The organism is Hydrogenobaculum sp. Y04AAS1 (assembly GCF_000020785.1).
Taxonomy (GTDB): Bacteria; Aquificota; Aquificia; order Aquificales; family Aquificaceae; genus Hydrogenobaculum.
This window is the reverse complement of record NC_011126.1, coordinates 1,536,127-1,559,514: the sequence shown is the minus strand read 5'-3', so window position 1 is coordinate 1,559,514 and position 23,388 is coordinate 1,536,127. Positions and strand designations below refer to the sequence as shown.

25 protein-coding genes are annotated in these 23,388 nt (G+C 35.2%); 8 read left to right on the top strand and 17 right to left on the bottom strand.

What is annotated here, in order from left to right:
* The first annotated feature begins 84 nt into the window (after positions 1-84).
* The 3 genes from HY04AAS1_RS08275 to hemW are packed head-to-tail and all read left to right on the top strand — an operon-like array spanning position 85 to position 2,185.
* The gene (locus HY04AAS1_RS08275; RefSeq protein ID WP_012514675.1) at positions 85-819 is read left to right on the top strand and encodes an SAM-dependent chlorinase/fluorinase; all 735 of its coding nucleotides are present in this window, start codon (positions 85-87) and stop codon (positions 817-819) included.
* Positions 816-1,148 (top strand): YraN family protein, encoded by a 333-nt coding sequence (locus tag HY04AAS1_RS08270; RefSeq protein ID WP_012514674.1) that lies wholly within the window; start codon positions 816-818, stop codon positions 1,146-1,148. The genes HY04AAS1_RS08275 and HY04AAS1_RS08270 overlap by 4 nt, the downstream gene beginning before the upstream one ends.
* The gene (gene hemW / locus HY04AAS1_RS08265) at positions 1,136-2,185 is read left to right on the top strand and encodes a radical SAM family heme chaperone HemW (protein ID WP_012514673.1); all 1,050 of its coding nucleotides are present in this window, start codon (positions 1,136-1,138) and stop codon (positions 2,183-2,185) included. The genes HY04AAS1_RS08270 and hemW overlap by 13 nt, the downstream gene beginning before the upstream one ends.
* Positions 2,186-2,220: 35 nt before the next feature.
* Here the strand turns inward: hemW and HY04AAS1_RS08260 are convergent, their stop codons facing one another.
* The 7 genes from HY04AAS1_RS08260 to HY04AAS1_RS08230 all read right to left on the bottom strand — a co-directional run bounded on the left by HY04AAS1_RS08260 (position 2,221) and on the right by HY04AAS1_RS08230 (position 8,955).
* Positions 2,221-2,961: a 2-oxoacid:acceptor oxidoreductase family protein gene (locus HY04AAS1_RS08260; RefSeq protein WP_012514672.1), complete on the bottom strand. Its 741-nt coding sequence runs from the start codon at positions 2,959-2,961 to the stop codon at positions 2,221-2,223.
* Positions 2,958-3,818 (bottom strand): thiamine pyrophosphate-dependent enzyme, encoded by an 861-nt coding sequence (locus tag HY04AAS1_RS08255; RefSeq protein ID WP_012514671.1) that lies wholly within the window; start codon positions 3,816-3,818, stop codon positions 2,958-2,960. Before HY04AAS1_RS08255 ends, HY04AAS1_RS08260 begins: the two co-directional genes overlap by 4 nt.
* Complete coding sequence (locus tag HY04AAS1_RS08250) at positions 3,808-5,013, bottom strand: transketolase C-terminal domain-containing protein (protein WP_012514670.1); 1,206 nt, start codon at positions 5,011-5,013, stop codon at positions 3,808-3,810. The genes HY04AAS1_RS08255 and HY04AAS1_RS08250 overlap by 11 nt, the downstream gene beginning before the upstream one ends.
* A gap of 14 nt (positions 5,014-5,027) precedes the next feature.
* Positions 5,028-5,597, bottom strand: a complete 570-nt coding sequence (locus HY04AAS1_RS08245) for a carbon monoxide dehydrogenase beta subunit family protein (RefSeq protein ID WP_012514669.1) — start codon at positions 5,595-5,597, stop codon at positions 5,028-5,030.
* A gap of 67 nt (positions 5,598-5,664) precedes the next feature.
* A complete protein-coding gene (locus HY04AAS1_RS08240) occupies positions 5,665-7,506 on the bottom strand; it encodes a primosomal protein N' (RefSeq protein WP_012514668.1) in 1,842 nt (613 codons plus the stop codon).
* Positions 7,503-7,937: a pyridoxamine 5'-phosphate oxidase family protein gene (locus tag HY04AAS1_RS08235; protein WP_012514667.1), complete on the bottom strand. Its 435-nt coding sequence runs from the start codon at positions 7,935-7,937 to the stop codon at positions 7,503-7,505. The genes HY04AAS1_RS08240 and HY04AAS1_RS08235 overlap by 4 nt, the downstream gene beginning before the upstream one ends.
* 10 nt (positions 7,938-7,947) lie before the next feature.
* Complete coding sequence (locus tag HY04AAS1_RS08230) at positions 7,948-8,955, bottom strand: alcohol dehydrogenase catalytic domain-containing protein (protein WP_012514666.1); 1,008 nt, start codon at positions 8,953-8,955, stop codon at positions 7,948-7,950.
* 112 nt (positions 8,956-9,067) lie between these two features.
* Here HY04AAS1_RS08230 and HY04AAS1_RS08225 point away from each other — a divergent pair, with 112 nt between their 5' ends.
* The gene (locus HY04AAS1_RS08225) at positions 9,068-9,889 is read left to right on the top strand and encodes a TIGR04219 family outer membrane beta-barrel protein (RefSeq protein WP_012514665.1); all 822 of its coding nucleotides are present in this window, start codon (positions 9,068-9,070) and stop codon (positions 9,887-9,889) included.
* 35 nt (positions 9,890-9,924) lie between these two features.
* Here the strand turns inward: HY04AAS1_RS08225 and murA are convergent, their stop codons facing one another.
* The 4 genes from murA to rimP are packed head-to-tail and all read right to left on the bottom strand — an operon-like array spanning position 9,925 to position 13,860.
* Positions 9,925-11,190 (bottom strand): UDP-N-acetylglucosamine 1-carboxyvinyltransferase, encoded by a 1,266-nt coding sequence (gene murA / locus HY04AAS1_RS08220; RefSeq protein WP_012514664.1) that lies wholly within the window; start codon positions 11,188-11,190, stop codon positions 9,925-9,927.
* Positions 11,187-12,434, bottom strand: a complete 1,248-nt coding sequence (gene rlmD / locus HY04AAS1_RS08215) for a 23S rRNA (uracil(1939)-C(5))-methyltransferase RlmD (RefSeq protein ID WP_012514663.1) — start codon at positions 12,432-12,434, stop codon at positions 11,187-11,189. The genes murA and rlmD overlap by 4 nt, the downstream gene beginning before the upstream one ends.
* On the bottom strand, positions 12,434-13,402 hold the full coding sequence (gene nusA / locus HY04AAS1_RS08210; protein ID WP_012514662.1) for a transcription termination factor NusA: 969 nt from the start codon (positions 13,400-13,402) through the stop codon (positions 12,434-12,436). The genes rlmD and nusA overlap by 1 nt, the downstream gene beginning before the upstream one ends.
* Entirely contained in the window at positions 13,396-13,860 is a 465-nt protein-coding gene (rimP, locus tag HY04AAS1_RS08205) for a ribosome maturation factor RimP (protein ID WP_012514661.1), read from the bottom strand. Before rimP ends, nusA begins: the two co-directional genes overlap by 7 nt.
* 48 nt (positions 13,861-13,908) lie before the next feature.
* Here rimP and rsmI point away from each other — a divergent pair, with 48 nt between their 5' ends.
* Positions 13,909-14,601 (top strand): 16S rRNA (cytidine(1402)-2'-O)-methyltransferase, encoded by a 693-nt coding sequence (gene rsmI, locus HY04AAS1_RS08200; protein ID WP_012514660.1) that lies wholly within the window; start codon positions 13,909-13,911, stop codon positions 14,599-14,601.
* 2 nt (positions 14,602-14,603) lie between these two features.
* On the opposite strand, the gene HY04AAS1_RS08195 is transcribed toward rsmI, so the two are convergent.
* Both HY04AAS1_RS08195 and HY04AAS1_RS08190 read right to left on the bottom strand, forming a co-directional pair.
* Positions 14,604-15,113, bottom strand: coding sequence for a DUF996 domain-containing protein (locus HY04AAS1_RS08195; protein WP_012514659.1), 510 nt, complete (start codon positions 15,111-15,113; stop codon positions 14,604-14,606).
* Between the two features lie 24 nt (positions 15,114-15,137).
* Positions 15,138-17,168 (bottom strand): heavy metal translocating P-type ATPase, encoded by a 2,031-nt coding sequence (locus tag HY04AAS1_RS08190; protein ID WP_012514658.1) that lies wholly within the window; start codon positions 17,166-17,168, stop codon positions 15,138-15,140.
* 97 nt (positions 17,169-17,265) lie between these two features.
* Here HY04AAS1_RS08190 and gyrB point away from each other — a divergent pair, with 97 nt between their 5' ends.
* From gyrB to HY04AAS1_RS08175, 3 genes are read left to right on the top strand one after another with little or no spacing between them, the layout of a single operon-like run.
* Entirely contained in the window at positions 17,266-19,626 is a 2,361-nt protein-coding gene (gene gyrB, locus HY04AAS1_RS08185) for a DNA topoisomerase (ATP-hydrolyzing) subunit B (protein WP_012514657.1), read from the top strand.
* On the top strand, positions 19,619-20,437 hold the full coding sequence (locus HY04AAS1_RS08180; protein WP_012514656.1) for a universal stress protein: 819 nt from the start codon (positions 19,619-19,621) through the stop codon (positions 20,435-20,437). Before gyrB ends, HY04AAS1_RS08180 begins: the two co-directional genes overlap by 8 nt.
* On the top strand, positions 20,438-21,250 hold the full coding sequence (locus HY04AAS1_RS08175) for a prephenate dehydrogenase (RefSeq protein WP_012514655.1): 813 nt from the start codon (positions 20,438-20,440) through the stop codon (positions 21,248-21,250).
* Here the strand turns inward: HY04AAS1_RS08175 and HY04AAS1_RS08170 are convergent.
* Genes HY04AAS1_RS08170 through pstB form a run of 4 tightly spaced genes read right to left on the bottom strand, consistent with a single transcriptional unit; the run spans position 21,245 to position 23,376 of the window.
* A complete protein-coding gene (locus tag HY04AAS1_RS08170) occupies positions 21,245-21,676 on the bottom strand; it encodes a VTT domain-containing protein (protein WP_012514654.1) in 432 nt (143 codons plus the stop codon). The genes HY04AAS1_RS08175 and HY04AAS1_RS08170 overlap by 6 nt on opposite strands.
* Before the next feature lie 3 nt (positions 21,677-21,679).
* The gene (locus HY04AAS1_RS08165; RefSeq protein ID WP_012514653.1) at positions 21,680-21,967 is read right to left on the bottom strand and encodes a DUF2103 domain-containing protein; all 288 of its coding nucleotides are present in this window, start codon (positions 21,965-21,967) and stop codon (positions 21,680-21,682) included.
* A complete protein-coding gene (locus tag HY04AAS1_RS08160; RefSeq protein ID WP_012514652.1) occupies positions 21,964-22,563 on the bottom strand; it encodes a histidine phosphatase family protein in 600 nt (199 codons plus the stop codon). The genes HY04AAS1_RS08165 and HY04AAS1_RS08160 overlap by 4 nt, the downstream gene beginning before the upstream one ends.
* A 30-nt stretch (positions 22,564-22,593) precedes the next feature.
* Complete coding sequence (gene pstB / locus HY04AAS1_RS08155; protein WP_012514651.1) at positions 22,594-23,376, bottom strand: phosphate ABC transporter ATP-binding protein PstB; 783 nt, start codon at positions 23,374-23,376, stop codon at positions 22,594-22,596.
* Positions 23,377-23,388 lie beyond the last annotated feature (12 nt).

Here is a 23,388-nt window from a genome sequence, read left to right as displayed (position 1 = left end):
AAAAAATTAATAAAACAAAATCAAGCTATCAAAATGAAGCATAAAACAGAAATTATGTTAAAAAAGTATGCTATACTTAATTGAATGATAGCGCTGTTAACTGATTTTGGAACAGATGACCCATATGTAGGTATTGTAAAATCCATAATTTATTCTGTTGAAAAAAATGTTGAAATAATAGATATCACACACAACATAGAACCTTTTAACATACTAAAAGGTGCTTTTTACTTGGTCTCTTCTTACAAGTACTTTCCCAAGGAAACGGTATTTATGTGCGTAGTAGACCCAGGGGTTGGCTCCTCAAGAGCACCAATAGCCTGCAAGTACAAAGATTATTTTTTTGTAGGACCTATGAACGGCATATTTGATATGGTGTTTGAAGAAAAGCCCTCTTGCGTTGATATATCAAACCATCCTTATATACTAAAACCCACATCAAACACGTTTCATGGAAGAGATATCTTTGCCCCGGCATCAGCTTGGATTCACAAGCTAAAATCCATAGATTTTTTAGGACCTAAGATTAATTACCAATATAGTTTAGATATTCCAAAACCGGCATTGAAAGACAATGCTATAGAAGGCTCTATTCTTTTTTACGATAGGTTTGGAAACGCCATTACAAACGTAGGTTGCACCAAGATAAAACATGCCATTATAGAAGATAAAAAAATAGAGTACTTTGAGTATTTTTCACAGGCTCCAAAAAATACTCCTGGGATTACTTGTGGAAGCTTTGAATACTTTGAGTTTTTTGTAAACCAAGGATCTTTCAAAGAATTTAGTTATACTAAAAGCTTTAAACTCATCTTATGAAGGGTAAAGAGTTTGAAGATATGGCTTTTTCATGGCTTTTAGAAAAAGGATACAAAGTTTTAAAAAGAAATCACAGATGTAAAAGAGGCGAGATAGATATAATAGCCACAAAAGAAAACAAGCTAATAGCCTTTGAGGTAAAAGGAAACAACACAGATACATATGGGCTTCCAGAAGAGCGCATAGATAGATTAAAGTTAGAACGGATAAGGCTTTGCCTTACAGAATACGCCCTTTCAAACGGTATAGATTTAGATAATATCCAAATAGACGCAATATTTATTTACAAAGACCAAATACGTCATTTGGAAAACCTATGCCTTTGGTAGAACACCTTTACATACACATACCCTATTGCTCGTCAAAATGCCATTATTGTGATTTTTATTCTGTGGTAGAAAAAGAAGATAATTCTTACTTTGATATTCTATTAGAAGAGCTTAAGCTTTATGATTTTGATTATGATATAAAAACCGTATACTTTGGAGGTGGTACCCCTTCTATCTTTAAACCAAAACATTATAATCTTTTTTTTAAAAAGCTCAAAAACCTAATAGACCTATCAAAAGTAGAAGAAGTTACAATGGAACTAAACCCAAAAGATTACGAAAAAGACGATTTTAAAGAGCTTTATGATATTGGTATAAATAGGCTTAGCTTCGGTGTGCAGTCCTTTAACGAACATCATCTTCTTTGGCTTGGAAGGACTCATAAAAAAGAGGATGCTATAAAAAGCATTTTATATGCAAAAGAAGCAGGTTTTGAGAATATAAACTTAGACATCATATTTGGTATGCCAGATCAAACAAAAGAAGAATTTTTAGAAGATATAGAAACTGCAATTTCTTTTGAGCCTACTCATCTTTCTTTTTACATGCTCATATACTATCCTGGCACAGCGCTTTACTCAAAAAAAGATGAACAAAAACATGAAGATGACATAGCTTTGTTTTATGAGCTTTTAAGAAAAACTTTAAAGGGCTATATTCATTACGAGATATCAAATTTTGCAAAAAAAGAGCATGAGTCAAAGCACAACATGGCTTACTGGGAGTACAAAAACTATCTTGGTTTAGGACCTGGAGCTCATTCAAAAGTGGAAGCGTTTATGTTTTCAAACCCAAAAGATATAAACTTATATAAGGAGAACCTACTAAAAAAGCAACTCAGTTTAAAAGCCTTAAACGAGGAAGAACATAAGAAAAACAAGATAATCATGGGCCTTAGAACGATAAAAGGTGTAGATAGCTATTTGTTAAAAATCCCGCATCATCTTAAAGACTTCTTCTCCAAAAAAGATGGTAGAGTTTTTATAAAACCAGAGTTTTGGCTTGTATCAAATGCAATAATATCTGAGGTGATTTAAATATTTCCCCCGCCAAAAAAGCGGAGGACGGTATGTTAAGCTTGAACAGGTTCTTGCTTTTTCATTGGAGCAGATGGAAGCATAGGGCTAATACCGTTTTCCTTAGCCCATTCCAAAGCCATGCTGAAAGCTTCTCTTGCGGTATTTAGGTTCTTTTCTATGAGCTCTAATTTTTTCTTAAACTTTCTTTCCAGGGCTGAGTCCAAAGAGGCTGTACCACCAGAAGCTACAAACTTTTTCATAAATCTTGATTTTATACCCTCTTCTATAGCAGGCAAGCCAACTATCTGAGTGGCACCAAAAAGAGCACCTATCATAGCCATGTTGGTAGAGAGTTCTGTACCGGCTATATCTATGGCTATTTTGGTGGCTGGGAAGTTTAGAACTTTTACGTTTATAGAATCAAGCCTCTTATAATCCTCTGGTTTCAAAAGCTCTTCGTCGGTGTTTATTATGATGATACCACCCCTTTTTATACCAGAGTAAAAAGGCATTGTATAAGATTTACCCATCGTAATAACGTGGTGGTGAAAAACCATGATGATATCTGGATAAACCACTTCTCCTCTGTCGTATATAGGTTCTATGCCTATACGAGCATAAGATTCAGCAGGAGCCATACGTTTTTCGGCACCAAAGAATGGATTTGAAACGGCATAGTATCCTTCGTAATCTGCTGCGGTAGCTATAATATGAGCTGCGGTAACGGCTCCTTGACCACCCAACGCTGGCATACGTATATTAAGACGTTTCCTTATTGGTTGTTGAATTGTCATATTAAACCTTCCTCCTTCTTTGCTTTGATAACTTCTTCAGCCTGAGGACTCATATGCTCAAAGAAAGAAAACCTTTCTTTATCACCAAGCTTCATCTCTTCTAAGCCTTCATCGGCATTTCTTCCTATTTCAAGTATGCAAGGGGTATAAAGATGAATATATGTTGGACCTACTTCTCTAGCTACGTATATAGCTTTTTTTACAGCTTGTTCAACCCTACGAGGTGATGAGACTGTCATCCTTACCACATAATGACAACCTGAATCTATAGCAAGTTGCCACATAGGGACCTTATCCCACTGTTTACCCTTGGGAGCCATCTTAAATACGTGGCCTTTCACCGTGAGACCGCTTTCTTGACCACCGGTATTTGCATAAACTTCGTTATCGTAGCATATAGTGGTGATTTTTTCTTGTCTGAAAAAAGATTGCAATGTACAATCTAAACCTATATCAACAGTAGCACCATCGCCCGCCAACACTACGACATCCTTTACTTTATCTGGAAATCTATACTCTAAAACCCTTTTTATACCGCTGGCTACCGCATTTTGGTTTCCAAACAAAGAGTGCACTGTATGTAAGGCTATATGTGGAAACACAAGTGATGTGCACCCGGTAGAATTTACAATTATGGTATCTTCTGGGTTTGGTAAAGATGCAAGTATATATCTAAAAGCATCCGACTCTGGACACCCTGCACAAAGAGAATGCTCTTCTAACAACTCTTTTGCATAGGGCAAATCCATTACGCCCCTTTTAGGATTGCCCCAAGTGGCTTTTCCCTCTAGCTCCAGTATTTCTGGAGGCATAAAATCTCTAAGCTCTTCGTTTACTTTGTATATATTAAATGACATAGCTTACCTCCTTACCTAAAATCTTTAAGGCATCTTTGTATATAATTTCTGGAGGCATCGTCATACCACCAGCAACTCTTGGTGTGCCTATTATGGTAGCATTTGACTTTCCATAGAAAGCTGCTCTTACTTCTCTTTCTAACCATCCCACCACATTAAACTCTGGTACTATTATATACTTTGCATTTTTTGTAGCTTCTAAAAGCTCTTGATGTGGGAATGGTCTAATGCTTTTTACTTTTACAACTTTTGCTTTGATACCTTCGTCCAATAGCAATCTCGTAGCTTCCTTAGCTTGTGAAGCCGCAGTTCCACTAGCCACAAATACAAGCTCTGCTTCTTTGTCACCGTATTCTTCCACTAAACCCCTTAAATAATGCTTAGCGTAAGGTCTAGAACGTTCTATAGCTGCTCTTACTTCCCATTGCCAGCTTGCGTGAGTAGCATAAGATATATAGTTTGATTTCATAACAAACGGATCTTTTATATATCTTCCAGGAGCTATTTCAGCATCTATTATTGGTGTTGGTGACATATAAGGATTGTAAGGAGGAAGAGCTATGTCTTCTGGTGGGATCATTATAGATTCCCTTGTGTGGGATATAAAGAAACCATCTATTGCGGTGATAATAGGCACATGCACATCGGTTTTTTCCGCCACTACAAAACCGGCCAATACCATATCAAAAAGCTCTTGGGCATTTTCAGCATGCCATATCATAACACCTGTATCAAGTAAAAAGCTTATTTCTAAGTTGTCTGGTTGTATCGTAAGAGGGGCATTCACACCTCTTGCCATCAAAACAAGCTGTATAGGAAGTCTTGCACCAGACCACATAGGGAAGTTTTCCATGGCTCTTAGGGTTCCTGGTCCAGAGGTGGTTGTTATTACTCTAGCACCGGCCATTGAGCATCCTGCTACTTCTGACATAACACCAAATTCTGACTCACCTCTAAAGTATACACCTACATAACCTTCTACCCAGAGCTCACCAATCAAGTGAGCAGCTTCTGATTGCGGTGTAATAGGATACGACACAGAAGCATCAACGGAAGCTCTTCTAACAGCTTCTTTTACCGCTTCAGACCCCGTCATAAACACCTTTTCTCTAGGTGCTTCAAAAAGCAAATAATCTGGTGAGACAATCTTTTGTCCCGATTTATTAACGCCTGAGTAAACACCGTTGTTACCCATACCAAAAACCTCCTTTACTTACCTAACTCTTTCTTTACTTGCTTAGCTATCTCTATAAACTTTCTCACATCCTCTGGATGTTGATCTCTAACGGTTATCATAGCATCTTCATGACCCATTTTTGCACACATAGCTATTGTTAAACAATCCGTTTCAGCTCTTATAATCTTCAAAGCTATGTTGGCAAAATGACAGTGAACACCTATAAATATACATGCTTTTATATTGTTGTGCCATATTGTAAGATTTGGATGGTTTGGATTTATCTCTACCTCTGGATTTATTTTTGGATACTTTGGCCTGTAGTCTGGCATTGGTATAATCTTGGCATTTAAGACTTCTGCCATTTCTCTTACAAGCTTTGCCATTTCTTTAGCTTCTTCGTTCCAAGCATATATGACAAGGGGTCCTACGAATATAGTCGGGTTTTCTCTTGTAAGCATCTCTTTAGCAGCCTCACGCATAGCTACTTCTTCGTCTACAATCTCGTTGTACAAAAGCCCTTTACCAGGTGGTGGTGTTAATACACCTTCTACTACTGCCGTAGGGTACGGTGAGAAATGATAAGGCCCCAGTGTAGCCATTATAACCTCCGTTTAAAGTTTGAGATAATAATTTAATATAATATTAAAATTTTTTCAATGTTTTTAATTATAAGAAAGATTCTATACCAACATGAATTTTATAATTTTTATAGCTTTTTAACAAATGGCCCAATCTTTTTATATTTGCTGTGTTTTTTACTTTTATTAAAAGCTTAAAACGTTTTTCTCCTTTTTCATAAAAATAACGGGGCTTTGAAACATAAAAAAAATCCTCTTCAGAAAGCTCTTTGTAAAGATCGTATATTTCTTTTCCTATTTCTATCAGTATAGCTTTTGTAAAAGGCGGATCGTTGTTGAATTTTCTTCTTTTTAGTTCATCTTCTAAAAAAATAAATTGATCGTTCTTTAAGATAGATTCCAAAGCGTATTTATCAACGTGAGTGGTTTCTAACACAAAAAGTTCTTTTGCTTTTAAAGAAAGACTCCAAAGCTTATGATGATAAATTTCCCTAGCGCTTAATTCTGGAGCAAACAACAAGTTTTCTAAGGAAAAAGCAAACACTACGTCATAAGTATCTTCTTTTTCTATAGTATCAAAAGAAAAGTTTTCCCTATCCCCAAACATAGAAATTATATATTCTTTATACTGTTCTAAACCAGCACCAAACGTCTTTAAAGGCCCGCCACATCTAGAGCAAACGCCTTCTTGATTTACATTTTTACATTTTGTGCATTTTATGGTATTTAGGCTTTTAAAATAAGTGGTATAAGACTCACAATAAACGCATGTATCAAGAGCGTTGCATCTTTCACAATAAGCATAGCTATAACCAGATTTGTTCACATAAAATAGTATATTTTTATCGATATGCTGTTTAATTATATCTATAGTTTCATCATCTATTAGAAAGTTTTTATCCTTTTTCTCTACTATTTTTATATGTGGCAGTTTAACGCTTATATGAATATGATTTGCTTTCTTTTCCTTGTAAAGGAAATAATCGTTTATGCTTAGTGTCAAAGAAACAAGGTATAAATTTGCACCGTAATGCTTTGCCACATAATAAGAAAGTCTTCTAAAATCTAAATAAGGCTCTTTTTTTGATTTATAAAATTCTGAGTACATATCATCTATTAGGATAATGTTTTTCAAATTATAAAAAGGAAGCACCAGTCCAAAAGGTGTACTTACAAACACTCTATCTTCTTTCATGGCACTTTCATAGCAAAACCTTGTCTCTGATACTGTATTTGGGCTTTTCAAAAAAATAGCATCTTCAAAGATATCTCTAAAGTTATCAAACATATATTTAGATGGGACCACCACAAGGGATTGGAATGGTCCTATTGTTATATCCTTAATTTTTTGTTTGTAATCTCCTGTGATTATTTCTATGTTTAGTCTCTTTGAAAAGCGTCCTTCATTAGAGGGTTTTATATCTATATCTTCAATTTTTACCAATGGCCCTATGTTGTTTTCTACCTCCAAAAAACCTTTTTTTATATAAAAATCCACTGCGTTTTTGGTATATTTTTTATAAGCTTCTTCTAAAGATAGTTTTCTTTTTTTTAAAAGCCTAAAAATACGTTTAAACGTTTTATCTGTAAAATCTTCATCATTTTTCTTTAATTTCAGGCTTTTATCGTTAACTTTAAACATTATATCTGGAATAATCTTTGCCAAAAGTGTATAAGCTGGGTAAAGATAGTATTCACCTGCATCTTTTACAGCTTCAAATACGCTTTGGTTTACTATGGGTAACTTATCTTTGTAAACAACCGTTTTTTCTGATTTTACAGCTTTTGCATCATAACCCCAAAGGATACCCCCTTTTATAGAACCATCAAGCCCAGTGTAAAAAATACGAGTGCCTGCTGGTGGCACATCTTCATCATCTATGTAAACTTCTTGTAAAACTCTAGACTCAGTGGCTAGTTTTAATATCAAACGTTTTTAAGATACTCTATCACTATCTTATCAAGATTAACAGCTTTTTCTATGTTTCCAGTATGGGCAAAAGCTATAGGTCCAAGGATGGTAGCCCCTGGAAATAGATTACTTTCCACAGATTCTATCTCTATACTAAAAGCAGATACATCAAAAGGCACTTCTTCTATCCTGTTTTTAAGATAACCTTTTCCGTGAGCCACAATAGCTACATCTTGAGCAAATATACTTATGCATACGTTTGAGTTTGTGATTATATTTTGAGCGGTTCTTGATTTTGTGCTAAGAGCTATGTTTATTTTACTTTCAGAAACAGGGTATACCCAGCTTATCAAAGCGCTGTAGGGTTTTAAATCGTTGGTAACCGTGCTAATCACCACGGGAAACACATAAAGATCTCTCATCAAATCTATAAGTTCTCTATTTAGCATAGACCTCTCCTTAGTTAAATTTTAATACGCCTCTTAATACTATTTTACCAGATCTTAGATCATCGAGCGCTTTGTTTACATCTTCAAACTTGTACTCTTGAATGATGGGTTTTATGTTGTTAAAAGCCGAAAACTCAAGCATCTCCCTTAAAAGCTTTCTTCCACCTATGGCAGAACCAGTTATCACGATACGTTTTGTTATGAGATCAAAGGGATTTACATATATTGGTTCTTGGGCAGCACCTACCACTGACAATCTACCTTTTGGTGCTAAAGCGTCTACAAGATTTTGTATGCTTTTAGAATCATAAACGGTTGTAAGTATAGTATCTGCCCCACCTAAGGCTTTTAGCTCTTTTACTGGGTCTTGCTTTGATGAGTTTATAAAATAATCTGCCCCAAGCTCTTTAGCCACTTTTTCTTTATCAGAATGGCTTAGTGCTACTACCTTAGCACCCATAGCTTTAGCATACTGAATAGCCAAATGACCAAGACCACCTATACCTTGGATTACCACTAACTCATTTGGTTTTAAATTTAACCTTACAAGAGCGGCATAAACTGTTATACCTGCGCAAAATAAAGGAGCGGCATAAGAAAGTTCAAGTTTATCTGGGATTTTTGTAACAAAATGAGACGGGGCTTTCATATACTCTGCATAGCCACCTTGGCGGGTGATACCTGTGATCTCATGGTTTGGACAAAGGGGTTCTTCTCCTTCTACACAGTAATCGCATATCTCACAAGAAGAATAAAGCCAAGGCATTCCAACCCTATCACCTTCTTTAACATTTTTGACGTTGCTACCTACTTTTTCTACAATACCAGCTACTTCGTGTCCTGGTACAACAGGAAGTTTTACCCAAGATTCCCAGTCTCCATCCACTATATGAAGATCGCTATGACATATACCGCAATACTTGACCTTTATAAGCACCTCATCGGGACCTATCTCTGGTATTGGTATATCTTCTATCACCAAAGGCTTTTTAAATTCTTTACAGATAGCAGCTTTCATAAGCTAAAAATTATAAAATATTTTATTTTTTGCAAGTATATTACATCATCATGTCAGAAAACAAATTTTCAAAAGTTTTTATATAATAGTAAAAACTAAATAGGAGGTTTTTATGAAAAAGCTGATGCTTTTAACAGGAATCTTGAGCGCATGTGCGCTGTCTCAAGCCCTACCGTTGTTTAACGTCAGTATAGAGGCTGGCGGTGTAGAACAAGACCCTTCTGGTATTGTATCTTATCAAGCAAAAGGGGCCAATGACTATCTAGACCTTAAAAACGATGCTCATTTTTCACAAAAGACACAACCCTATATAGGTGTAAGAATAACCAACAGCTTACCAATCCTTCCAAACATAAAACTTGATTACATGCCTATGAAGTTTAGTGGCTCTGGAACGCTAAATAGACAAATTACATTCGGTGGTACAACTTATCAAGCAAATGCAAACTTCAACCTAAATGCAAAGATGAACAGATTTGATATATTAGCCTATTATCACCTTCCATTTATCACAGCAGCCACAAAAGACATGCTAAAAGTAAGATTTGGTCTAAACGTAAGGGTAGTAGATTTTAGCGAAACTTTTACAGGTAACAATGCAACTATTAATGGTCAACCTGTTGGTGCTGGTGGATATTATACAGAAAGCAAATCCCTTACAGTACCAGTACCTATGGCTCATTTAGGCGTTTCCATATCACCTATAAAACAGGTATCTTTGGTAGGAGATATAAACTATGTATCTTACGGAAGCAACGATTACTACAACTACAATGCTGGTTTAAGACTGTCACCAGTGGGACTTTTTAAAAGTGCGATAGTACCATTTATCCAAGTAGGTTATAGATATGAAAAGCTAAAAATAGATCAAAGCAGTGTATATGCAGATGTTAAAGTAAAAGGTCCATACGCTTTGATAGGTGTAGAGTTTTAATTATTTTGTAGCCCCTTTTTGGGGCTTTTATAAATTTAAGAATTGATTCTTTTTACCTTAGCGCCTATTTTTTCCAATTTTTGTTCTATATGATCGTAGCCTCTATCAAGATGGTATATATTTCTTATTATAGATTTGCCTTCTGCCATAAGACCAGCTATTACAAGCCCAGCAGATGCCCTAAGATCTGTAGAAAAGACTTCTGCACCTTTTAAACTTTTTACACCTTTTATATAGGCTGTTTTTGAATGTATTGTAATACAAGCCCCCATACGAGCAAGCTCTTGGGCGTGTTGAAACCTATTTTCAAAGATATTTTCTACTATACTAGACTCCCCATCCGCTATAGAAAGTAGACTCATAAACTGAGCTTGCATATCCGTAGGAAAACCAGGGTATTCAAGGGTTTCTATATATAAAGGGTTTATTTTATCTTCTTTTGGATAAACCAAGACACTATCAGGCGATAATATATCTATCTTAGCACCTGCTATATCAAGCTTTTGCAATACACTTTCTATATGGTTTACGTTTAGATTTACTATGTTTATTTTTGAGCCAGTGGCAAGGGCTAAAACCATAAACGTGCCAGCTTCAATTCTGTCTGGTATTACTTTTATATCAAAACCCCTTAGATTTTTTGTGCCTTTTATCTTGGCCGTTCTCTCTGAATCATCTATTTCTATTAAAACACCCATCTGTCTTAGAGCATCTACTAAGTTTATCACCTCTGGTTCTAAAGCGATGTTTCTTAGTATTGACTCTTCTTCTACCGTACTTAGCATGCAAAAGACATTTTCAGTGCCAGTTACCGTTATCATATCAAATCTAAAATCAATAGGGTTTAAGTTTTTGGCTTTTAAATTTATAAAACCTTGTTCAATCTCAATATCTACACCCATTTTCTTGGCAGCTTTTAAGTGTTGGTCTATAGGTCTTGCCCCGATAGAACACCCTCCTGGCATTGACACTTTACCGCTTTTATATCTTGCTATAAGAGGACCCATCACCAAAACAGAAGCCCTCATTTTACGCACTATGTCTTCTCTAGTTTCTTTGTTTAAAATAGGCCCTTCTATGTAAAGAGTGTTGTTTTCTAAAATTATCTTCTTGCCCATATCAGAAAGAAGCTCTATCATATTTTTTATATCAAGTAAATCTGGTACATTTCTTATGGTGCAGGGCTCTTCCGTTAGTATAGTGGCTGCCATCAGAGGCAAAGTTGCGTTTTTTGCCCCAGAGACTTCCAAAATCCCTTCCATATGTTTTGATTGTTCTATAACAAGATAAGCGTCATTCATACAAGCTCTAGTTTAACAGCAGTTTCTATATGATAAGTCTGTGGAAACATATCTGCCATATATATTTCTTTTATTTGATATTTTTTTCCTAAAAGCTTTAAATCCCTTGCTAAAGAAGAAGGCTCACAGGATATATACCATATGTAATCTGGTTTTCCAAGAAGTATAAGCCCTATCTCTTCCTTTGATAAACCACTACGCGGGGGGTCTAAAACAAGAAGGTTTGCGTGCTTATATAGGCTTTTTTTCAAAAAGACATAGCTGTTTTGGACATAAAAAGACACGTTATTTATGTTGTTTATCTTGGCTGAGTATTCGGCATCATTTATTGAGCTTTTATTTATATCAGCTATATCAACAGAGCCTGAGCGTCTTGCCAAATGCAAGCCAAAAAGTCCTACACCACCATAATCATCCAATACTCTGTCAAAATAATTTTCTTTCTCTAAAAGCGTTTGTAAAAGTTTTTGAGCCACTTTTATATTTACTTGAAAGAAGCTATTTACACTTATTCTATATTTTATTTTTAAAAGCTCAATAAAAGTAAAAGGAGTCCCTATTGAAAGTATAATTTTATCTTCTCTCTTATCATCCTTTACAAGCGTTATACCAACGACGTTTTTAGGAGTAAGATGTTCTTTAAACTTCTTTAGCTTTTCCTTATCTATATAATCGTAAGAGGCAAACTTTACCATATACTCTTTTTGCGTATCCGAATAAAATACGCTTATCCAAGATGGATTAAAATGCTTGGCAAACTCTTTTAAAAACGGCATAAGATCGTTTATCGCTTTTGAAGAAATAGGGCAGTGCTCTACCTTTACAAAATCCTCATCAACACCAACAAAACCAAGCTCTTTGTTTCGAACCTTAAACTTAACACGGTTTCTATAATGATAAGGCTCATCGTAGATAATACCGTTTAAATTCTCTATCTCTATGTTACCTATCTTTTTTAACGTCTCTTTTAAGATGTTTGATTTTTGGGTTAGCTGTTCGGTGTAATCAATATGTTGGAAATGACATCCACCGCATCTTCCAAAGTAAGGACAAAGGGGCTCTATCCTATGTGGGCTTGGTTCTACAACAGCCTCTAATTTAGCCATAGAATAATCTTTTTTGTTTACAATATCTTTTATCTTAACTTTTTCATTTGGTAAGGTAAAAGGCACAAAATATACCTTGTTTTGAAATCTTCCCATTCCGTAGCCGTTGTGAACAAGTTTCTCAATTTCTACTATCATCAGGAAAGCTTCTTTAGCTTATCAAAATCTTCCTTTGACATCACATCTATATGTTTACCCAGTATTTTATAAGCTAGCTTTGTGTTTATACCTCTTTTCCCTATGGCTAAAGAAATTTGATCTTTGTCAACAGCCACCTCTATTTGATTATCTGATTCCCTTACATCAAGGATTTTAGCCGGAAAGAATAAATTTTCCAAAAACTTTTTCTTATCTTTAGAATATCTTACAACATCTATATGTTCTCCAGCAAGCTCTTTGGATATGGGATTTATTTTTGAGCCTTTTATGCCTATAACCACACCTACTGGATCAATCTTTTTATCTTCTGTATCAACCACAACCTTAGCCTTTTCACCTGGTTCCCTTGCAACAGAAATTATTTTCACAAGCCCAGTGGCTACTTCTGGTATCTCAGCTTCTAAAAGCCTTCTTAAAAACTTAGGGTGCGTTCTGGAAAGCAACAAAACTGGTCTACCTCTTTCTTTTTGCACTGAAAAAAGAAGCGCTTTCACTCTATCGTTTTTTTTGAAACTTTCCTTAGAAATTTGTTCTCTCCTTGGAAGCTCAGCGTCTATAGGACCTAAGTCTACAATAGCGGTCTGGTCTTTGGTTATTTCTCTAACTATACCATGTACAATGTTGCCCTCCTGAGATACGTATTCCAAAAACCCACGCTCTCTTTCAGCATTTTCCAATTCTTTTAAAAACTCTTCTTTAGCAGCATAAGCTGCTATACGGTTTAAATCCTCAGTGGATATATCGAGCTTAGTTTTTTCTCTTCCAGAAATTATATAAGCCGTTATAGTATCATCATCTGCAAAATCTATATAAATTTTCCCCCTTATATGTTTTTCTTTTCTAATGCCGTAGGCTATAGCGTTTTTTAAAGCAATTTCCACTATTTTAGCAGGTATATCTTTTTCTTTTGCGACGTTTTCTATGAGCTTCTTTATATTCTTTACCATTTTTCCACATCCAACCTTGCTTTCGCTATTTTATCAAAAGGTATTTTTAACGTTTTATCTAAAAGCCTCAACACCAACGTATCATCTTCTACACTATCTATATAGCCAGCGTACTCTTGTTTGTTATCTATTTTTTCCTTTAAATAGAGTCTTGCATACTTACCCTTGAAAAATTCGTAATGCCATTTTTCTTTTAATTCTCTAGTAAGACCAGGTGAACTCACTTCAAGAAAATAGCTACTTGTTATCACATCTTCTACATCCAAAAGAGCGCTTACACGCTTTGAAAGTTCTTCACAATCGTCTATTGTTACCCCTCCTTCTTTGTCTATTATTATCCTCAGTACCCATCCGTTTTCTGGTTTAAATTCAACATCAAACAGTCTAAATCCAAGATTATCGGATATAGGTTTAACCAAATCTTTAACAGTGGTAGCTATTTTTTTTGCATCTAGCATAGTGTTATTATACCATAACCAAATATAACAATATGATAAAATATAATAATGAAGCTTTATGTGGTGCCCACCCCCATAGGAAATTTAGAAGATATAACCATAAGGGCGATAAATATCCTAAAATCGGTAAAATTTATAGCTTGCGAAGACACCAGAAGAATTCAGATACTTTTAAAACATTACAACATAGAAGGTAAAACGCTTTTATCATACTATCATCCCAAAGAAGCTATACAAATAAGAAAAATTATATCCCTCATAAGAAAAGATGAAGACGTGGCGCTTGTATCAGATGCTGGTACGCCTTCTATATCTGACCCTGGTTTTAAGCTTATAAACGCATGTATAAAAGAAGATATACCAGTAGAAGTACTCCCTGGACCCTGTGCACTTATTACAGCATTAGTAGGCTCTGGACTTCCAACTCATAGTTTTATGTTTTTAGGTTTTGCACCAAGAAAATCCCAAGAATCCTTTTATAAGGAAGTTTTTAGCTCTGATACTGGATCTTACATACTATACGAATCACCACAGCGTATATTAGATACATTGGAACTTATAAGCCACATAGAACCAAACATTACAGTGGCTATAGCAAGAGAACTTACCAAAATGCACGAAGAATACATAAGGGGCAATATAAAAGACGTAATAGAAGAGCTTAAAAAAAGAAACAACATAAAAGGTGAAATTGTTTTAGTGCTTTCAAAAGAAAATACGTTATATCAAGAGTCTTTGTAAAATTAAGCCGTAATCTCTACAGTATCTGGTGCTGTAAAGAATGCTACCGCAAGTATGATCCAACCTACGAATAACAAAATAAATCCCACAAGTATAATTGTTGTGATTGCACCTATAAACATAAGACGAGCGCCTTTGCTAAAAAGCTTATGGTTTAGAGCGTTAGCAAGCATATCGTAAGCTTGTTTATAATAATAAGCCACTATAATAGAAAGTATGTAAGCAGGTATCAACACTAATAAAATGAGAAAAAAACCTAGAACATAAAGCACAATATAACTAACAAAACCTATTATAAAACCTGTTAGGTATTTTTTAAACATATCAGGTTTATTAAGTGTTTTGCTTAATTGATTGAAACTAACCAGCAAAAGTATACCGCTCACTATCCAGAAAAGGACCCCTAAAAACGGAATAGCGCTTAATGGTGAAATTAAAAGTCCAATCCCACCCAGCATCTTTTGTGTGGATATGTTCACCTTGTTCCCAGGTAAATTGTTTTTTTCTTCCATAATTTTCCTCCTCTAATAATATTATTACATATTTTCTATCCTAGAGGAGTTGTAGACCACGCTAACGCTACTTATTATCATAAAAACTGCTGACCATATGGGTTGTATGAGACCAGCCATCGCCAAAGCAATGCCAAAGGTGTTGTACACGCTTGCCCATATAAAATTTGTATAAATGATTTTTTTAACGTTGTTTGAAAATTTTATAATCCAGGGTATAGCTTTTAAATTTCTATTAAAAAGCAAGATGCTTGCAGATATCCTTGCAACACCAGAAGCGTTTGCCACCGCTACACTTACATCGCTAACTGCCATAGCAAGAGCGTCGTTTATACCATCACCTACATACATTATTTTTGCTCCTTTTGATTTTTTATCCATTACAACTTTCTGTTTATCTTGGGGTTTTAAAGACCAATAAACCTCATCAAATATATTTGAAAACTCTTCCACAAAAGCCCTCTCATCCCCAGATATAAGCCCTACTTTATAACCCATGTCTTTTAACCTCTTTATAGCCTCTAAGGCATTTTCATCTATCTTTTGTTTAAAATAAAGTGTTCCTTCCAGCTTACCATCCACCGCTACATATACACAAGATACATTTTCTTCACAAGCTTTTGGTGTTATGCCTATACTTTCCATCAATTCTTTAGAACCTATATACCACTTTTTATTTTCTATAAAAGCCTCAATACCATAGCCTGGTATTATCCTAACCTTCGATGGTTTTATAAAATCCCCTTGATAATGGTTTAGTAGGCTTTTAGCTATAGGATGCTTTGAGTAGTTTTCTATAGATGCTACCTTTTTAATAAAATCTTTTTCATCACCAAGCTGAGTATAACCGCTGTATTCTAAGTTTTCTAAGGTTATTGTGCCGGTTTTGTCAAAAAGCACTTCATTTATATATCTAACGCTGTAAAGGGCTCTTAGATTTTGTAAGATGATACCCCGCCTTGCCAAAGAGTTTGCCGCATTCCAAAGAGCCAACGGAGCCGCCACATTGAAAGCACAAGGACAGGCTATCAAAAGCACCGCCAAAGAGCTCATAAGAGCTTTATCAAAACCAGACTCATAATACCAAAAGCCAAAGGTTATAAGAGATAATGTTATAATGGTGGGGACAAATATAGCAGATATCTTATCGGCTATGTTTTTTTCTGGGGCAAAAGAGAGTTTTGCCAGTTCTATATTTTCTATAATTTTATTTATAGTATTTGAATTAAAATCGTTTATGGCTTTTATTAAAAAACTCCCATCTATACTAACGCTCCCCGCATAAACGCTATCGCCTTCAAACTTAGCCACCGGTTTTTGCTCACCTGTAAAAAAACTCTCTTTTACAAACCCCTCTCCTTCTACGATGATCCCATCTACCGGTATGATCTCATCAGGTTTTACCTTTACAATATCCCCTATTTTTACCTCATCTATCCTGGCGGTTTTCTCAGTACCATTTTCTACAACAGTAGCGTAGCTTGGTAAAAGATCTTTAGTCTCGCCTATACTTTTAGCAGCTCTATACCTTCCAAAAGCCTCTATAAACTTTCCAAAAGCCGAGAGCGCCACTATCATAGTAGCAGTTTCATAGTATGGTGTACCAACACCCATAAGCGTAGAATAAACAGAAATCCCGTAAGCCGAAAAAGCACCTATTGCTATCAAAAGGTCTGTGGTGATGGATTTTCTTAAAAGTGCTTTTATAGAGTTTACAAGATAATCAAAACCAATAAGAGCCATAACGGGGGTAGAGAGTAAAAGCAAGAAGTAGTTTGTGAGTCTTACTATAGGATCGTGATAATCTTTTGACGCATAACCCCCATATATAGTAAAAGACAGCATCATCACATAACCGGCCAAGAAAAAGCTTATGCCAAACTTTATAAAAAACTTCTGAACGCTTTGGGATGTCTCGTTGCCAGAAATCTTATTTACCAGATAACACCCAGTACAGCAAAACTCTCTATCTACACCTTTTACATTGAAAACTATAGGATTTCCGGAGATGCTTATGCCGCACTGATAACATTTTCTAATAGAAGCTTCGCCCATCCAATCTGATTTTAAATGTTAAAATAAATTTTGTCAATGGTAAAGTTTTTTGGCTTTTAGGAAAATCAAACAAGTCTAAGATGGTATAATAATTATAATGCAAGAATACGGCGTAGATGCAATAAAAGTTGTTACTGGATTAGAACACGTAAGACTACGCCCCTCAATGTATATAGGGGATATCTCAGAAAGAGGACTTCATCACCTTATATGGGAAATAGTGGATAACTCTGTTGACGAAGCAATGGCAGGCTATGCCACCCATATAAGGGTGCATATACACCAAGATGATTCTATAACGGTAGAAGACAATGGTAGGGGTATACCTGTTTATATCCATAAAGACGTAGGAAAACCAGCGGTAGAAGTGGTTTTAACAGTGCTTGGGGCTGGTGGAAAGTTTGATAAAAAAGCTTATCAATACTCAGGTGGGCTTCACGGTGTAGGTGCTTCTGTTGTAAACGCACTTTCAGAATGGCTCATAGTAGAAGTTTACAGAGACGGCAAAATATACAGACAAGAGTACGAAAGAGGAGTTCCAAAAACTGAGCTTCAAGTCATAGGTGATACCACAAAAAGAGGCACAAAGATTACATTTAAGCCAGACGCTGAAATATTTGAAACCACAAAAATAAAGTTTGACATAGTAGAAAAAAGGATAAGGGAATTAGCTTATCTTAATAAAAACGTAACCTTTGAGATAATAGACGACAGGTTAGACAAGCACCTTGTTTATAAATTTGAAAGAGGCATCATAGAGCTAGCAGAATACCTTGCTGAAGGTAAAGAACCTCTTTTCAACGATGTAATCTACATAGAGTCTGGGAAAGATGGTACTTTGGTAGAAATTGCCTTTAAATATACAAAAGATTACAAAGAATCTTTAGAAAGCTTTGTAAACAACATAAAAACCATAGAGGGTGGCACTCACGTCACAGGTTTTAGAAGTGCGTTGTCAAAGGTTGTATCAAAACTATCCCAAAATATAAAAATATCAAAAGAGTTAAAAGAGATGTTTACCGGTGAAGACTTGAGAGAGGGTCTTGTGGCCGTTGTATCTTGTAAAGTACCAGAGCCTCAGTTTGAAGGCCAAACCAAAACAAAGCTTGGCAACCAAGAAACAAAAAACATAGTAGAATCAATAACGGTAGAATTTTTAACAGACTATTTTGAAAAACACCAAGATATTTTAAAACTTATAGTAGAAAAAGCTATAGAAGCAGCGCTAGCAAGAGAAGCTGCTAAAAAAGCCAAAGATTTGGTAAGAAGAAAATCCTTTTTAGAAGATACATCGCTGCCTGGTAAACTTGCCGATTGCTCTGAAAAAGACCCATCTAAATGTGAAATTTTTATAGTAGAGGGAGAATCAGCGGGTGGTTCTGCAAAACAAGGAAGAGACAGAAGATTCCAAGCGATATTACCATTAAAGGGTAAAATACTAAACGTAGAAAAAGCAAGGATAGACAAAGCCCTTTCTAACGAAGAAATAAGAGCAATTATATCAGCTTTAGGTTGCAACATAGGAGAAGATGTAGATCTAAGTGCCCTTAGATATCACAAAACCATCATCATGACAGACGCTGATGTAGATGGTTCTCACATAAGGACTCTTCTTCTTACTTTTTTCTATAGATTTATGACAAAACTTATTGAAAATGGGCATGTGTATATAGCACAACCACCGCTTTACAAAGTAAAGATAGGGAAAAAAGAAACCTATATAAAAGATGATAAAGAGTTAGAAAAATTTTTACTAAACATCATAAGAACAGACTTATCTATAACAGACGCCAAATCAAACACCTATAGAGGTGATGTACTAATAAACATGTTAAATACTATAAAAGAACAGCACAACACCATAGCTCAAATACTAAACAAAAGAAACAAAGATGTAATAACATATCTTCTGTCAAATAAAATAGATGAAAGTTATCTCAAAGATGAGCAAAAAGCTAAAAAACTCTTAGAAGATATACAGTCTATGAAAAGTATAAGCAGTGCTAAATTAAAATACGACGATTTTGACAGCTCTTACTCTATAGTTATGTACGATATCTATCAAAACTTTAGCATTATAGATATAGATTTTCTTACTTCTGGTACCTACAAAAAGCTCTTTGAAGAGCATAAAGAATTTTTTAACTATCCTATAAGCCTAAAACTTGGGCATAAGGTTAAAAATATAGAAAAACCAGCAGAAGACCTTTATCAAGACATAATAAATTTTGTAAAAGATGGCATAGAGATACAGCGATATAAAGGTCTTGGTGAAATGAACCCAGAACAGCTATGGGAAACCACCATGAACCCAAACACCAGAAGACTTTTAAGGGTATCCTTAGAAGATGCAGCAGAAGCAGATAGAATATTCTCCATACTGATGGGCGAAAACGTAGAGCCAAGACGCGAGTTTATAGAGACCTACGCCAAGGAGGTAAGAAACTTAGATGTTTAAAAGAGTGATAGTAGGCTTAGATGGTTCAAAACCATCTTTTGTGGCTTCTCATTATGGCCTTGAGCTGGGTTCTAAACTAAATATACCTGTAGTAGGAATACACGTTTTAGATAGTACTCTGACAGAAGAAAGCCTATTAGCGGATTTAGCTGGAGTTTTGGGCTTTTCTTACTATGAGGGTATAAGCGCAAAAGTAAAAGAATTCTTAGAAAAAGAATCAGAAGCGCTTTTAGATGAATTTAGCGCCTTTGGAAGGAAGTTAAACGCCAAAGTTTCAACACTTCAAACCTGGGGAAACCCGGCAAAAGAGATTGCTTCGCAATGTGATTTAGAAGATATTATATTTGTTGGAAAGCCTAATCACGACAAAAGTATAAAAGGCATACATATAAGCTCTATTTCAGAGCAAGTAATAAAAAGAGCGCAGAGTCCTGTGTTTGTAGCTTTTAAAGAAGAGTATAAACCTATAGAAAATATAATGATTTGTCATGATGGAAAAGATGAAGATGATAAGCTGCTTGATTTTACCAAAAATTTAAACAACGTATACAACGCAAAAATATTTTTATATCATGCCGATGAATTTGGTTCTAAAAAAGAAAAGCTTGAAAAACTATCAAAGGATTACAGTTTTGAGCTTATAGTAGAAAAAGCTATAGCAGAAGAAGGTATAGTATCAAATGCAGAAAAGCTTAAAATAGATTTGGTGATAATGGGATCTCACAAGAAAAAGCTTGTTCATTTTTTCATGGGAAGCACCACTACATTTGTATTTCACTACATAAAGACAAATATACTGGTAGTAAAATAAATGTTTTATAACACTTTAATAGTTGGTCTTGGTCTTATAGGAGGGTCGTTGGCTTTTGATATTAAAAGCAAAAAACTATCAAAACACATATACGCTTTGGATAAAGACCAAAATACATTAAACACTGCAATAGAAAAAGGCATCATAGATGGGGCGTTTAAAGAGGGTGTAAAATACGATTTTGTAATATTTTGCAATCCAATATCCACTCTAGAAAATGCGGCTAAAGAGATAGAAAAACACACAAAAGAAGCCATAATAACCGATGTAGCTTCTGTAAAAGAATATCCAGAGAGTGTTTTAAAACCTATCTTTAAAGAATGTTATATAGGATCTCATCCAATAGCTGGTTCTCATAAAAACGGTTTTGAAAATGCATCAAAAGATCTATTTTCAAATAGACTAACGATAGTTTGTCCTACGGATATATCAAAAAAAGAGTATATAGAAAAAGTAAAAAGATTTTGGGAGCATGTAGGAGCTAAAGTAGAGATTATGGATGCAAAAACCCACGATGAGATATTTGCAACTACATCACATCTTCCACACCTAATAGCTTACACTCTTACAAAGACATTACCAGAAGAGTACAAAAACTATGTAGGACAGGGCTTTTTAGACACCACCAGAATAGGTGCAAGCCAATCGGAACTTTGGACGGATATTTTTTTATACAACCAAGAAAATGTATTAAAAAGTATAGAGCTTTTCAAAAAACAGTTAGATATGTTAGAACATACGATAAAAGATAAAAACAAAGATCATCTCAAAAGTATGTTGGACGAAATATCAGAAAAAAGAAAAAGTCTATAAAAATCTTTCCAAAGCCTTACCAAAAAACGCAAATACAATAAGCTTAAAAGCCCTAGACAAAAGAGCCATCGCTATAAACCTATAATAACCAAACCTTAATATGCCAGCTATCCAGTTTATCACATAGAAAGGTTCCCCTATCAATATTGCAAAAGCACCATACCTATGAAAAAGAGCTTCGGTCTTTCTAAATTTCTTTTCAGAAACAAACCTAGACACAGCCTTATAGCCGTAGTTGTAACCTATATAATATACTATAGAAGCTCCTATAAAATCCCCCAACAGTGCACAAAATGCTACAAAATAAATGTTCATCTTGTAAACTGTACCAGCGGTCATAAGAGGTAACGTAGAAAGAGGAAACACACTAGACTCTATAAGACCTACCAAAAAAATACCCATATAACCCCATTTTAAAAGATTCATAAATTACTCCTTGTATAGATTCTCAAAGATAGATTTAAATGTTTCTTTGTCGCTACAAACTACAAATACCTCTTGGACAGAAGTACCGTTTTTGTATAAAAGCTTAAAACCAGAAGAGGTCTCATATTGTAAAAAAAGACCTTTAGACCCTCGCCCTTTGTTGTTCCTAAAGATCCTTCCTGGTATCACAGCTTCTACTATCTCAATCTCCAAAACAGGTTTTATATACTTATCAAAACCCTCTAACGTGTGATGTTCAAGTTTTAGTTTACCCTTTCTATATTTACTCATAAAAGATGACAAGTGTTGTTGAGATATTCTATATAAAACCTATCCTCCACAAGTCTCAATTTAGAAACTCCAGTATTATCCGTGTGTATATTCCAAAGAGGTGCTCTAAAACCTGTAGTTTCCATGATAAACCCGTGTATAAATCCACCGTGAGAAACAACGGCTATATGCTCGTATCTTTGGGCTTTTACAATATCTATAAACTCTCTTACTCTTTTTAGAAAAGATTCTTTGGACTCTTGGGTAGGAAGAGGGTGCTCTAATGGGTTCTTTGACCAAGATATCATCATATCTTTATACTCTCTAAACATCTCTATAAAGTTTTTGCCCTCCAACTCTCCAAAAGATATTTCTCTTATACGAGGTTCTATGATTATTTCTTTGTTTAGGGCTTTTGATAAAAAAATAGCAGTCTTTAAAGCTCTTTTTTGAAAAGATGAGTAAATAATATTTATTTTCTTATTTTTAAAAGCCAAAGACAAAAGCTTTGCTTGCATATATCCAAGAGGGGTTAGCTCACTATCTAAACTTCCTTGAAATATACCTTTTTCGTTGTATTCACTCTGAGCATGTCTTATAAGATATATATGTTTCATCTTTGATATATTTTAGCATAAAAGCCCTCTTTATCCAAATCTACCGGTTATATAGTCTTCTGTAAGCTTTTCTTTTGGATTTGTAAAGATAGTTTCTGTTTTATCAAACTCTATAAGCTTACCCAGATACATAAAAGCCGTATAATCCCCTATACGAGCGGCTTGTTGCATGTTGTGAGTTACTATCACGATAGCCATCTTCTTCTTAAGCTCTATGATAAGTTCTTCTATTTTGGCGGTGGATATCGGGTCAAGGGCAGATGTAGGCTCATCAAACAAAAGCACCTCTGGATTTACCGCTATAGCCCTTGCTATAACAAGACGCTGTTGTTGACCGCCAGACAAGGAAAAAGCGTTCTCGTTTAGTCTATTGCCCACTTCGTCCCAAAGAGCAGCCATTTTTATAGCCGCTTCAACCCTATCTTTTAACTCTGTTTTGTTGTTTATGCCCATCAGCCTAAGACCAAAAGCTACGTTTTCAAATATAGACATTGGGAAAGGCGTTGGCTTTTGAAAGACCATACCAACTCTACTTCTTAAGAGTATAAGGTCTGTGGATTTTGAAAGAATATTTTGATTATCTAAAAGTATCTCACCCTCATAAAGAATCCCTGGGTAAAGATCGTGCATACGGTTTAAGCATCTTAAAAGCGTGGTTTTACCACATCCACTAGGACCTATAAGAGCGGTTACTCTTTTGTCAGGTATTGGCATATTTACATTTTCCAAAGAAGGTTTTAGACCTTTCTTATAATAAAAATTTAGGTTTTTTATTTCGGCTTTTGGACTCTCAATAGCTATTACACTACCCATACGCACTCAATC